The 13,276-nt window shown below is 59.5% G+C and carries 10 protein-coding genes; 5 read left to right on the forward strand and 5 right to left on the reverse strand.

The window, feature by feature from the left end; all coding sequences use genetic code 11:
* Nucleotides 1-7 precede the first annotated feature (7 nt).
* Nucleotides 8-493: an acyl-CoA thioesterase gene (locus tag H8S56_RS12815; RefSeq protein WP_024684995.1), complete on the reverse strand. Its 486-nt coding sequence runs from the start codon at nt 491-493 to the stop codon at nt 8-10.
* Between the two features lie 304 nt (nt 494-797).
* On the opposite strand from H8S56_RS12815, the gene H8S56_RS12820 reads away from it, so the two are divergent.
* The gene (locus H8S56_RS12820) at nt 798-2,564 is read left to right on the forward strand and encodes a cation:proton antiporter (RefSeq protein ID WP_187518841.1); all 1,767 of its coding nucleotides are present in this window, start codon (nt 798-800) and stop codon (nt 2,562-2,564) included.
* 40 nt (nt 2,565-2,604) lie between these two features.
* On the opposite strand, the gene H8S56_RS12825 is transcribed toward H8S56_RS12820, so the two are convergent.
* The 3 genes from H8S56_RS12825 to uvrD form a co-directional block, all read right to left on the reverse strand.
* Nucleotides 2,605-3,012, reverse strand: a complete 408-nt coding sequence (locus H8S56_RS12825) for an SMI1/KNR4 family protein (protein WP_024684993.1) — start codon at nt 3,010-3,012, stop codon at nt 2,605-2,607.
* 130 nt (nt 3,013-3,142) lie between these two features.
* Nucleotides 3,143-3,985, reverse strand: coding sequence for a Tim44 domain-containing protein (locus tag H8S56_RS12830; protein ID WP_187518842.1), 843 nt, complete (start codon nt 3,983-3,985; stop codon nt 3,143-3,145).
* A gap of 367 nt (nt 3,986-4,352) precedes the next feature.
* On the reverse strand, nt 4,353-6,536 hold the full coding sequence (gene uvrD, locus H8S56_RS12835) for a DNA helicase II (RefSeq protein WP_024685339.1): 2,184 nt from the start codon (nt 6,534-6,536) through the stop codon (nt 4,353-4,355).
* Between the two features lie 287 nt (nt 6,537-6,823).
* Here uvrD and H8S56_RS12840 point away from each other — a divergent pair, with 287 nt between their 5' ends.
* The 3 genes from H8S56_RS12840 (at nt 6,824) to H8S56_RS12850 (ending at nt 10,770) form a co-directional block, all read left to right on the forward strand.
* A complete protein-coding gene (locus H8S56_RS12840) occupies nt 6,824-9,316 on the forward strand; it encodes a putative bifunctional diguanylate cyclase/phosphodiesterase (RefSeq protein ID WP_187518843.1) in 2,493 nt (830 codons plus the stop codon).
* 184 nt (nt 9,317-9,500) lie between these two features.
* Complete coding sequence (gene hexR, locus H8S56_RS12845) at nt 9,501-10,367, forward strand: transcriptional regulator HexR (protein ID WP_024685337.1); 867 nt, start codon at nt 9,501-9,503, stop codon at nt 10,365-10,367.
* Between the two features lie 217 nt (nt 10,368-10,584).
* Entirely contained in the window at nt 10,585-10,770 is a 186-nt protein-coding gene (locus H8S56_RS12850) for a PA3496 family putative envelope integrity protein (protein WP_187518862.1), read from the forward strand.
* Here H8S56_RS12850 and H8S56_RS12855 read toward each other — a convergent pair.
* A complete protein-coding gene (locus H8S56_RS12855; RefSeq protein ID WP_187518844.1) occupies nt 10,724-11,674 on the reverse strand; it encodes a LysR family transcriptional regulator in 951 nt (316 codons plus the stop codon). The genes H8S56_RS12850 and H8S56_RS12855 overlap by 47 nt on opposite strands.
* Before the next feature lie 179 nt (nt 11,675-11,853).
* Here H8S56_RS12855 and H8S56_RS12860 point away from each other — a divergent pair, with 179 nt between their 5' ends.
* On the forward strand, nt 11,854-13,269 hold the full coding sequence (locus H8S56_RS12860; RefSeq protein ID WP_024685334.1) for an acetyl-CoA carboxylase biotin carboxylase subunit: 1,416 nt from the start codon (nt 11,854-11,856) through the stop codon (nt 13,267-13,269).
* The last annotated feature ends 7 nt before the right edge of the window (nt 13,270-13,276 follow it).

The raw sequence follows: 13,276 nt of genomic DNA on the forward strand, positions 1-13,276 counted from the left end.
CCGGATCTTACAAGGCTTCTTCCTTGATTTCCTGATAGCGCTTTTCCAGTTCCTGGCGGATCTGACGGCGTTGCTGCGCCTGGATGTAGCGACGCTTGGCGTCAGGGCTCTCGGGCTCCAGCGGCGGGACGCTGGCGGGTTTGCGGTTGTCGTCCACGGCCACCATGGTGAAGAAGCAGCTGTTGGAGTGGCGCACCGAGCGCTCGCGGATGTTTTCCGTGACCACCTTGATGCCCACCTCCATCGAGGTGTTGCCGGTGTAGTTCACCGACGCCAGGAACGTTACCAGTTCGCCGACATGCACCGGCTCACGGAAAATCACCTGGTCCACGGACAGCGTCACCACATAGCGTCCGGCGTAGCGGCTCGCGCAGGCGTAGGCCACTTCATCCAGGTATTTGAGTAACGTGCCGCCGTGCACATTGCCAGAGAAGTTGGCCATGTCCGGGGTCATCAAAACAGTCATCGACAGCTGGGCGTTTCCGGGTTCCATAGCGTACTCACACGGTCAGGGTGTTCAAGTGGCGCCTGTGTTGGCGCTCGAAGTGTTGCAGCCAGGCAGTCTGCACCCTTATCGGGACGCTGGCCGTCCGGCGTCCGTCACGCATCCCTCCATCTGTTTCCATATATTGCATCGGCTTTTTGTCGAAGAGTGCAGTGTTAACCTTCAAAAACCCGTGGATCGGGTTTTTTCCTACAGTTTCATCAGATTTTGATGACGGAATTATCGGTAGGTGACGTGCTAGGGACGTCGCTAGCGGTCTGAGGAGTCATCACTTACAAGGAGCGAGCCCCCCATGCATGCCATCAACTTCATTCAGGACCTGGCAGTGATCATGCTGGTGGCGGGCGTGGTGACCATCCTTTTCCATCGACTGCGGCAACCGGTGGTGCTGGGCTACATTGTCGCCGGGTTCATCATCGGCCCGCATACGCCGCCCGTGAGCCTGATCCACGACGAAGACACGATCAAGACCCTGGCCGAGTTGGGGGTCATCTTCCTGATGTTCTGCCTGGGCCTGGAATTCAGCCTGCGCAAACTGTTCAAGGTGGGTGCCACGGCGTTCATTGCCGCCTTCCTCGAAATCGCCCTGATGATCTGGATCGGCTATGAAATCGGCCAGTTCTTTGGTTGGAAAACCATGGACTCGCTGTTTCTGGGGGCGATTCTGGCGATTTCCTCGACCACGATCATCGTCAAGGCGCTCAACGACCTGAAGATGAAGAACGAGCGCTTCGCTCAGTTGATCTTCGGGGTGCTGATCGTTGAAGACATTCTGGGGATCGGCATCATCGCGCTGCTCTCCGGGATTGCAGTCAGCGGTTCGGTCAGCTCTGGCGAGGTGTTCTCGACAGTCGGCAAATTGTCGCTGTTCATGATCGTGGCGCTGGTGATCGGCATTCTGCTGGTGCCGCGAGTGCTGGCCTACGTGGCCAGATTCGAAAGCAACGAAATGCTGCTGGTAACAGTGCTGGGCCTGTGTTTCGGTTTCTGCCTGCTGGTGGTCAAGCTGGAATACAGCATGGTCCTGGGCGCGTTCCTGATTGGCGCGATCATGGCCGAATCCCGCGAGCTGATAAAGATCGAGCGTTTGATCGAGCCGATCCGCGACATGTTCAGCGCGATCTTCTTCGTGGCGATCGGCTTGATGATCGACCCGCATATCTTGCTGGATTACGCCTGGCCCATTGCAGTCATTACTGTTGCGGTGGTGCTGGGCAAGATGCTGTCCTGCGGGCTGGGCGCGTTTATCGCGGGCAACGATGGCCGCACCTCATTGCGCGTGGGGATGGGCCTGTCACAGATTGGCGAGTTTTCTTTCATCATCGCGGCGCTGGGCGTGACGCTGCAGGTCACCAGCGACTTCCTGTACCCGGTGGCGGTTGCCGTTTCGGCCATCACCACGTTGTTGACGCCCTACCTGATTCGCGGCGCTGATCCGCTGTCGAACAAGCTGGCCACACTGGTGCCCGGCCGTGTCGCCCGGGTCTTCAACCTGTACGGCGAATGGCTGCGCAGCATTCAGCCACAGGGACAGGGTGCGGTGTTGGCGAAGATGATCCGTCGCATCCTGCTGCAAGTCGGCGTGAACCTGGCGCTGGTCATGGCGATCTTCTTCAGCGGAGGCTATTTTGCCGAGCGCATCGGTGGCTACATGAGCGAGTGGGTCGGTGATATCAGCCATCAGAAGGCATGGATTTGTGGCGCAGCGTTGCTGCTCTCGCTGCCATTCCTGATCGCGGCGTATCGCAAGCTCAAGGCACTGTCGATGTTGCTGGCGGAGATGGGTGTGAAACCGGAAATGGCTGGCCGTCATACGGCACGCGTGCGCAGGGTGGTGGCGGAGGTGATTCCCTTGTTTTCGCTGGCAGTCATCTTCGTCATGCTGGCGGCGCTGTCGGCGAGCATTCTTCCGGCCAACGAGTTGCTGCTGGTCATCGCACTGATTGGCGCGTTGGTGGCGGCGCTGTTGTGGCGGTGGTTCATCCGCGTGCATACACGGATGCAGGTCGCGTTGCTGGACACACTGGAGAATAACAATCAGGAGTCATCCGGGCATTGAGCCCGGTGACAGATCTGCTTGCGATACAGCCCGGGGCGTTTCAGCTTTCCAGCCAGACGTCCCGTGCCCAATGCCAGACCGATTCCCAGCTTTCTTCCGTGACCAACTCTTCTTCGGCGGACCACAACAGCACGGTGCCGTCTTCTTCGACGCAGTAGTAGTCGTCGCCGTCCTGGCAGATCGGAATCAGCTCACGCGGCACGCCCATGTCCCATGCAGTCGCTGCCACATCCGGCAGGAAGGTGTGCGACTGCGGGTCTGTGACCGTGACGGGCTCCAGGCTGCCGTACACCACGTCGCTGACAGTCAGGAGAAACTCCTTGAAGACAAACGGGATGTTGATGAACAGCTGTTCCTCGATCTCGACCAGTTGGTCCTCATCGGGCAGTTCAAGTGGAACCGGAACCGGCTCGTTTGCTTCACGCAGTTGTTCGATGACTTCTTCCACGACACGGATCCTCTTACTTGATGGCGCGGGTTATACAGTAGCGTAAAGGCTTTCTCAAAATAACTATCCGAACGGATAAACAAAAACCCCGGACATGTCCGGGGTTCTGAACGCAGGAACGGTATCTGGTTCAACCGTTCTGGCGAATTCCTGCTACCAGCCAAGGCTGGTTGTCGCCCTGCGCACGTTCCATGTTCCAGCTTTCGCTGAACACTTCACCCTGGTCAAAGCGCGAGGTCTTGGACACGCCCGAGAAGGTCAGGGTCGCGATGGTCTTGTCGGCACGATCATCCACACCGTCCAGCTGGACGTTGAGGTTGTCGATGTACGTCGACTGGAAGCCATCACCCAGGTCAGCTCGTTCCTTTTTCAGGAACTGAAGCATTTGCGGGGTCACGAACTCGGAGATCTTGTCCATCTCATTGGCATCCCAGTGCTGCTGGAGCGACTGAAAGTGGCTGCGAGCGGCCTCAAGGAAGCGTTCTTCATTGAACCAGGCAGGCGCATTGATGACCGGTGCTGCGGAAGCGGCGGAGCTGCTGCCGAAGATCGGGTTTTGCGCAGGCTGGCTGACTTCACGCTGGTAAGGCGCACCGGCACCGGCCATTTTCGGCTGTTGCTGCTGACGCTTGCGCGCAATGAAGCGGAAGATCAGGAAGGCGATCAGGCCCATGATCAGGAAGTCGAACAGTTGCAGGCCCTGGAAACCGTCACCCATGAACATGGCGGCGAGCATGCCACCGGCAGCGATACCGGCCAATGGACCCAGCCAGCGGGACGCGCCGCTCGCGGCGGGTGTCGGGCGGCCAGCAGCGTTAGGGGCAGCAGCCGGTGTAGCAGGCGCTGTCTGGCGCGCCTGATGGGTCGGTGCCGAGCCCATGCTCTTGCCGCCACCGAAACGCGCGGCGTTCACATCCAGGCTCATGGTGAGCCCGATGCACAGCGCCATCGCGATGCTTAGAAAACGTTGCATAAGGGTATTCCCGTTTTGTGATTGCACGCGCGTCATGTTGCACAGCACATGGCTTCATGACCAGCGCGTTAATGTTTCGGACTTTTACACAAGTAGCGTAAGACTTTTCGCTGCGGCTTGTGGGATCGGTCATCTAGACGTTCAGTTATACACAAGAATGCCTGAATGAACGCACAACCCACCGCCTGATCGTCTCCATTGCGTGGTCAGCTTTATGCACACGTCTTGCAGCAACCGACTCACTGTGGGAGGCGGCTTGCCGGCGATGGCGTCCGCTCAGTCGCTGATAGGTCGCTTCAAAAAATGCATCGTCGGCAAGCCGCTTCTCAACCGCGATGCATTCAACCCGACACTCCCGCAGAAACGGTTACAACGCCACCAGCTTCGCGTAACCCATCATCAACCACTTGCTGCCTTCGGCAAAGTTGACCTGCACCCGGGCCTGAGCGCCTGCGCCCTCGAAATTGAGGATCACGCCTTCGCCGAATACCGCGTGCTGCACACGCTGGCCCAGGGTGAACTCGGTTTCCGGGATGCCGGTGCCGCTGAACAGGCTGCTGTTGTTGACCTTCTGGGTGCCGCCGAACGGGCGGCTGACGCTGTTGGACAGACGCACCTCCTGAATCAGCGCCGGCGGGATCTCACGGACGAAACGCGACACCTTGTTGTAGGTCTCGCTGCCGTACAGGCGACGCGTCTCGGCGTAGGTCATGACCAGATGCTGCATCGCGCGGGTGATGCCCACGTACGCCAGACGGCGCTCTTCTTCAAGACGGCCGGGCTCTTCCAGGCTCATCTTGTGCGGGAACAGCCCTTCTTCCATGCCCACCAGGAACACGTGCGGAAACTCCAGGCCCTTGGCGCTGTGCAGCGTCATCAGCTGAATGCTTTCTTCGTGCTCCTGAGCCTGAGTATCGCCCGCTTCCAGCGACGCATGGCCGAGGAAGGCCGCCAACGGGGTCAGGTCCTCTTCGCTTTCGGTATTTTCGAAGGCACGCGCAGCGCTGACCAGTTCCTCAAGGTTTTCTACCCGTGCCTGGCCTTTTTCGCCTTTTTCCTGCTCGTGGTAGGTGATCAGCCCGGATTGTTCGATGACCGTCTGGGTCATCAGGTGCAGCGGCATCTCCATGACCTTGGCTGACAGGTTCTCGATCAGTTCGATGAACCCGCCCAGCGCCGTCGCCGCGCGGCCGGTCAGGCCTTTGTTGGCGACCAGCAGGCGCATGGCCTCCCACATCGATACATCGGCGTGACGGGCGTGTTCGCGGATGGCTTCGACAGTCTTTTCACCGATGCCGCGTGCCGGGACGTTAATGACCCGCTCAAGCGCCGCATCGTTGCCGCGACCTTCCAGCAGGCGCAGGTACGCCATGGCGTTCTTGATCTCGGCGCGTTCGAAGAAGCGCTGGCCGCCATAGATGCGATACGGAATGCGTTCGCGCAGCAGCGCTTCTTCCAGCACCCGTGACTGGGCGTTGGAGCGGTACAGAATGGCGATGTCGTTACGCGAGGTACCGGTCTTGAGCACGCTCTCGATGGTCTCGACCACGTAACGCGCTTCATCGTGTTCGTTGAAGGCCGCGTACAGACTGATCAGTTCGCCGTCGCCGACATCCGTCCACAGCTCTTTGCCCAGGCGACCGCTGTTGTTGACGATCAAGCCGTTGGCCGCTTTGAGGATGCTCGCCGTGGAGCGGTAGTTCTGCTCAAGACGGATGACCTCGGTGTCCGGGAAGTCGGACGAGTACTGATGAATGTTCTCGATCTTCGCGCCACGCCAGCCGTAGATGGACTGGTCGTCGTCGCCGACCACCATGAGACTGTCGCCGCCCTGTGCCAGCAGACGCAACCAGGCGTACTGCACGGCGTTGGTGTCCTGGAACTCGTCCACCAGCACATGGCGGAAGCGCCGCTGGTAGTGCGCCAGCAGACCCGGGTTATCACGCCACAGGTCCAGGGCGCGCAGCAGCAGTTCCGAGAAGTCGATCACGCCCGCCCGTTGGCAGGCCGCTTCGTAGGCTTCATAGATGCTGCGCATGGTGGTCAGGAACAGGTCGCCGCTGGCCTGAATGTGCTGCGGGCGCAGCCCTTCGTCCTTCTGCCCATTGATGAACCACTGTGCCTGACGGGCCGGCCAGCGTTGCTCGTCCAGGCCCAGGTCGCGGATCACGCGCTTGACCACGCGCTGCTGGTCGTCGCTGTCCAGGATCTGGAAGGTCTGCACCAGCCCGGCTTCCTGCCAGTGCGCCCGCAACAGGCGGTGCGCCAGGCCGTGGAACGTACCGACCCACATGCCTGCCGGGCTGATGCCCATCAGTTGCTCGATGCGATGACGCATCTCGGCAGCGGCCTTGTTGGTGAACGTCACCGACAGCACGGAGTGCGGGGAGGCTTGCTCGACCTGCATCAGCCAGGCGATGCGATGCACCAGCACACGGGTTTTGCCGGAGCCAGCTCCGGCCAGGACCAACTGACGACCCAGGGAGGCGGCTACGGCCTGACGCTGGGCATCGTTGAGGGAATTGAGAAGCAGAGAGAGATCATCGCGCATCGGCGCATTCTAGGGTGCTGCGTCATGGTGGGCAAACCATGCTTTGTGTGAGGCAACAAAAAACCTGTGGCACTGACGACCGGCGGGTCAGGGCTGCGAGCATTGCTCGCCGTGCCTTGAGCGAATGAACGGCGCTCTGCGAAATGGCAAATTGATTTTTTTGTGCAATGCGGCTGTTTGGTCTACCCAAACCCTTGTGTATGCTCCGCACACGCTCAAGGCCAAGGTCCTGTTTGAACGCTCCTGAGGGGCGCAGGCGGGGCCTGATCAAATACAAGAACGACGCCATGACATACCGCTTCAGCGCGGGCGATGCACCTGACAGCACTCGCCATAGCCCTCACAAGCCGTTCACTGCCCAACTGGCGGTCGAGCGCACGCGTCTTCTTTATCAGGGGTCGTTGTTGCCAACGCTGTTCATGTTCGTGAGCGGGCTTGTCTGTGCCTGGCTGCTGTGGAGCCCGGAGCGCTATGTGCTCGTCGGGATCTGGCTGGGCTGGCTGTCTGCACTGGTCTGTCTGCGCATCATCCAGGTCGCCGCGTTTCGGGCTGCGCCGCCGCAGCGTCAGGTGCATGCGGTCTGGCGTCGAATGTTTCTGCTGGGCGCCTGTGTCAGCGGGCTGACCCTGGCAGCAGCGGCCGTGGTGCTGGTTCCGGTCGAAAATTTCCAGCAGCAGGCCTGGGTCTTCGGCATGATCGGCGCGGCGATTCTGTCCGCCAGCGTGGCTTACGCCGTCAGCATTTCTGCGTTTCTGGTGTTCAGCCTGTCCTGCCTGCTGCCGCCGATCCTTTATCTGTTTTGGGGCGGCGATGTACCGCTACGAGGCTGGGGCTGGCTGGGATTGATTCTGTTGTTCGCCCTGAGCGTCGTGGCCTGGCAGATCAATCGTCTGATGCAGCGCAGTCTGTTGCAGCGTTTTCAGAATCAGGCGTTGATCGAGCATCTGCAGCACGCGCAAGCGGTCAGCGTGGCGCTCAACACTGAGCTGGCCCGTGAAATAGAGCAGCGCCGTGAGGCCGAACGTGACTTGCGGGAGGCGCAGGCAGGGCTGGAAGATCGTGTCGCTCAGCGCACGCTTGAGCTTGAAGAGGCCAACCAGGCCCTGAGCAAGAGCCCGCCGAGGCTGGCTGCAACCGTGTTCGATGCGGCCAGCGAGGGTATCGTGATCTTCGATCCGGATTACACCATCCTGACGGTCAATCAGGCGTTCAGCCGGTTCAGTGGCTATCAATCGGACGATGTGATCGGTCGTAAGGTGATGGACATCGCCAGCAGTCGGGATGCCCGTCGTCATTTCCAGGCCATTCGCCACTCTCTGGAGCAAACCGGGCAATGGCAGGGCGAACTGGTTGAAACCCGCAAGAATGGCGAGCTGTATCCGCAATGGCTGCAACTGAACGCTGTGCGCGATAAATCAGGAAAAACCAGCCACATTGTCGGCTTCTTCTCTGATCTTTCCGCCAGGCGTGCTGCCGAGGAGCGCATGCGTTATCTGGCCCATTTCGACGAATTGACGGGGCTGGCGAACCGCTCGTTATTCACGCAACGTCTGCACGAGATTCGCCAGCGCGTTCAACGCACAGGCCGAAGCCTTGCGTTGCTGCACATCAACCTCGACCGCTTCAAATTACTCAATGAAAGTCTGGGTCACGAAGTAGCGGACCAGTTGCTCAAACACGTGGCTCGCCGATTGAACAGTGCGATGCCGGAAGCCGACATCATCGCTCGGCTGTCGGGCGACGAGTTTGCTGTCCTGTTCGACGCCTATGCCAACCTCTCAAGTCTGGCGCGAGTGACCAGCCGCCTGCTCAGCAAGCTGCGCGTGCCGTTGTCCGTGGGTGGGCATGAACTGGTGATCAGCGCCTCAGTGGGCATCAGCCTGTTGCCCGATTCAGCCCGTGAAGTTTCGGCGCTCGTGAGTCAGGCGAACATGGCGATGCAGCACGCCAAGCACATGGGCGGCAACAATTTCCAGTTCTTCACCGAGAGCTTGCAGGCCAGCACGCTGGAGCGCCTGCAAATGGAAATCCAGTTGCGCAGGGCCATTGAAGAGCATCAATTGCTGGTCTTTTATCAACCCAAGCTGAGCCTGAGGAGTGGACGTCTGGACTCGGCCGAAGCCTTGGTGCGCTGGCACCACCCACAGCGCGGCATGGTGCCACCGGGAGACTTCATAGGGCTTGCCGAGGAAACCGGGCTGATCGGCGCCATCGGTGAATTCGTGCTGCGCAAGGCGTGCTGGCAGGCCTGCGAGTGGCAGCGTCAGGGTATGGCGCCGATCAGGGTGTCGGTCAACCTGTCGGTCCATCAATTGCGTCAGGGGAAGCTGGTGAGTCTGGTGCGGCAAGTGCTTGAGGAAACCGGTCTGGAACCGCAATGGCTGGAGCTGGAGCTGACTGAAAGCCAGCTGCTCGACAGCGTCGAACACATTAGCGCGACCTTTCAGCAGTTGCGTGAGCTGGGCGTAAAGCTGGCTATCGATGACTTCGGCACGGGCTACTCTTCATTGAGTTACCTGCGACGCTTTCCGGTGGACTACGTCAAGATCGATCAGGCGTTCATCAGTGGCCTGGATGACGGAACCGGGGATGCGGCGATCATTCAAGCGATCATTTCCATGGCTCACAGCCTGGGTTTGAAGGTGGTCGCCGAGGGCGTTGAAAACCAGAGTCAGTTGGAGTTCCTCAGAGAGCATGGATGCGATGAGGTACAGGGTTATCTGATCAGCCGGCCGATCGAGGCGTCTGCCATGGCCGCGATGCTGATTCAGTCGCGCTGAGACAGCATCGTGGTTGTAGTGGATTCGGCATAATGTAGGATTATTCCCACAAAAAAGAGCGATTTGCCCTTCCTCATTCTGTTTAAGACCTTCCACGTTCGTTTAACTGGGCGTCTCGCAGGTCATGTAGTATAACTACAAGAAAGCTACAACCCGCCCACTTCTTCATTGCCGAGTCTGCCTTTTGAATCTGCTGCAACACATCGCCCAGTCACGTCACCTGCTGCGCAAATCGGAGCTCAAGGTAGCCGACCATGTGCTGCTCGACCCTGCCGCTGTGATGCACAGTTCCATGGCTGATCTGGCGCACAGTGTGGGGATTAGCGAACCGACCATCGTGCGTTTCTGTCGCGCCATTGGGTGCACGGGGTTTCAGGACCTCAAGCTCAAGCTGGCCCAGAGCCTGGCAGCGGGCGCGAGCTTCGGGCAGTTCGCGATTCATGAAGACGATTCGGTCGCCGACTACAGCCTGAAGATTTTCGACACCACCCTGCACACGCTCATGGAAGTGCGCGAGAACCTCGATCCGCATGCGCTGCAACAGGCCGTCACGGCAATGGCCGGTGCCAATCGGGTCGAGTTCTACGGTTTCGGTGCGTCTGGCGCGGTCGCCGCTGATGCCCAGCACAAGTTCTTCCGCCTGCTGCTGACGGCGGCGGCGTATTCCGATCCTCACATGCAGGCCATGTCGGCGGCGACGCTCAAGCCGACGGATGTCGCGGTGTGCATTTCCCAGTCGGGCCGTTCCAAAGACCTGCTGATCACCGCCAACATGGTGCGTGAAAGCGGCGCGACCCTGATCACGCTGTGTCCGAGCCAGACGCCACTGGCCGAGCTGTCTTCGGTCAATCTGGCCATCGACGTTCACGAAGACACCGAGATTTATACGCCGCTGACCTCGCGCATCGCGCATCTGGTGGTGATCGATGTGCTGGCGATGGGTGTGGCCATGGCGCGTGGGCCAAGCCTGGTCAACCACCTCAAAAGCGTCAAGCGCAGCTTGCGCAGCCTGCGTCTGTCGCCAAAATCGATCAAGCCTCACGAAGACTGATTGGCCTCCAGCATAAAATACCGGCTGGCGACTTCAGGCGTCTTTCGGGCGAGGTTCAGTCTGACGCGCCTCACGTCATCGCGTCTGCCTGTGTTTTCATCAAATTGTCATGCTTGCGCCGCTTGATCGTCACGGCCGGGCGTCACCCTGTACTCCCTTGAAATGTATTGGGAGACAGGACATGGCTCGGCACTACGACGATTTACCCAACAGCACCGTGAAAACCCGCCGTCAGCAGGAAGATCAGCGTCGCATGGAGTTTCGTCGTGCGATCGAGAGCTACTGTGAGGCGCGTCAGCTCAATCAGGATCTGTGTGACTACCTGGACGGTGTGTCCGGCCCGGTCTGGCAGACCCTCACGCCGTCCGTGGACGGCCGTCGAAGCGCTCGACAAGCTGGCTGATCTGCGCCCGTTCGCTACGAATGAATGCCAGAAAAGCGTGTGCCACCGGCGACAGGCGTTTGTCTCTGCCTTGAACCACGCACCAGCTTCGATACAACGGCAGCTCGGCCACGGGCAGCTCCATGAGAGCGCCGCTGGCCAGCTCCTGACACACGGCGTGACGTGTCAGCATCGCCAGTCCCAATCCGGCCACCACGCATTCACGCTGCGCCTCGCTTGAAGATACTTCCGATGTCTGCAGGAAGTGCACGCGTTTTTCCTTGAAATACTCCTCGCAGGCACGGCGTGTGCCAGATCCCGGCTCGCGGGTCAGCAGCGGCCACGGCTCCAGGTCCTTGAGGCTCAGCACGGCCTGACGGCACAGCGGATGCTCCGGTGGTGCGACGGCAACGATGGGGTTGTTGAGGAATGGCAGAAACTCCAGCCCCATGTCCTGCGGCACCATCGACATGATCACCAGATCATCGCGGTTGTCCGACAGTCTTCTGATCACCAGCGCACGGTTGACCACGGTCAGGTTCAGGCTGACTTCCGGATGCTGGCGTTTAAACGCGGCAAACAAGTGCGGGATGAAATACTTGCAGCTCGATTCGATGGCCAGTTTGAGTTGGCCTTGAAGGGAGCCCTGCATGTCGGAGAGCTGCATATCGAGGTTTTCCAGCCGGCCGAAGATGTCCTTGCTGGCAGCCTGAAGCGCTTCTGCGGCTTCGGTGAGGTAGAGCTTCTTGCCGACGTATTCGAACAGCGGTTGGCCGACCAGCTCTTCCAGCTGACGAATCTGCAGGCTGACCGCAGGTTGGGTCAGCGCCATTTCCTCGGCTGCCCGACTGTACGAGCGCAGGTCGCACACCTCATTGAAAATGCGTAGTTGACGCAATGTCATACGCATCAATGACTTACGCATTTTTAGCAAGCCCTTTGGACGGTTGAGACGCTGACTATAAGCTTTTACTTATGGCTAACCCAATTTTTACTCATTTTTATTAATTCTCGATCAGGCATAGGGTGTCCCTGCGGCATTCAGTCACATGCCTAGTTACAAAAGTAGCCAGGACGTTGGTCCTTAAGGTCGAGGAAACGCCAGTGATAACAAAAATATTGATCGCCAACCGTGGAGAGATTGCCGTCCGCATCGTGCGCGCCTGCGCCGAGATGGGCATTCGCTCGGTGGCCATCTTTTCCGACGCCGACCGACATGCGCTGCATGTCAAACGCGCTGACGAAGCCTATAGCATTGGTGCCGAACCGCTGGCGGGTTACCTGAACCCCCGCAAGCTGGTCAATCTCGCCGTGGAAACCGGTTGTGATGCGCTGCATCCCGGTTATGGTTTTCTCTCGGAAAATGCCGAACTGGCAGACATCTGCGCCGAACGTGGAATCAAGTTCATCGGTCCGTCTGCTGAAGTCATTCGCCGTATGGGTGACAAGACTGAAGCGCGCCGCAGCATGATCAAGGCCGGGGTGCCGGTCACTCCGGGCACCGAAGGCAACGTGGCCGACATTCAGGAAGCGCTGATCGAAGGGGATCGCATCGGCTATCCGGTGATGCTCAAGGCCACTTCAGGTGGTGGTGGACGCGGCATTCGTCGCTGCAACAGCCGCGAAGAACTGGAGCAGGCTTTTCCCCGGGTGATCTCGGAAGCGACCAAAGCCTTTGGTTCGGCCGAGGTGTTCCTGGAGAAGTGCATCGTCAATCCCAAGCACATCGAAGCGCAGATTCTGGGCGACAGCTTCGGCAACGTCGTGCATCTGTTCGAGCGCGACTGCTCGATCCAGCGCCGCAATCAGAAGCTCATCGAAATCGCCCCCAGCCCGCAACTGACCCCGGAACAGCGCGCCTACATCGGTGATCTGTCAGTGCGCGCGGCCAAGGCGGTGGGCTACGAGAACGCGGGCACCGTGGAGTTCCTGCTCGCCGATGGCGAGGTGTACTTCATGGAAATGAATACCCGCGTTCAGGTGGAGCACACCATCACCGAAGAAATCACCGGGATCGATATCGTTCGCGAGCAGATTCGCATCGCGTCCGGCCAGCCGCTGTCGGTCAAACAGGAAGACATCATCCATCGCGGGTTCGCGTTGCAGTTTCGGATCAACGCCGAAGACCCGAAAAACAACTTCCTGCCCAGTTTCGGCAAGATCACCCGCTATTACGCACCCGGCGGCCCCGGTGTACGCACTGACACGGCGATCTACACCGGCTACACCATCCCGCCGTACTACGACTCGATGTGCCTGAAGCTGATCGTCTGGGCGCTGACCTGGGAAGAAGCGATGGACCGCGGCCTTCGTGCCCTGGACGACATGCGTCTGCAAGGGGTGAAGACCACCGCCGCGTACTACCAGGAAATTCTGCGCAACCCGGAATTCCGCAGTGGTGAGTTCAACACCAGCTTCGTCGAAAGCCACCCTGAACTGACCAACTACTCGATCAAGCGCAAACCCGAAGAGCTGGCTCTGGCCATCGCTGCCGCCATTGCCGCCCACGCAGGCCTGTAAGGAATAC

It is taken from the genome of Pseudomonas triticifolii, assembly GCF_014358015.1.
Classification (GTDB): domain Bacteria; phylum Pseudomonadota; class Gammaproteobacteria; order Pseudomonadales; family Pseudomonadaceae; genus Aquipseudomonas; species Aquipseudomonas triticifolii.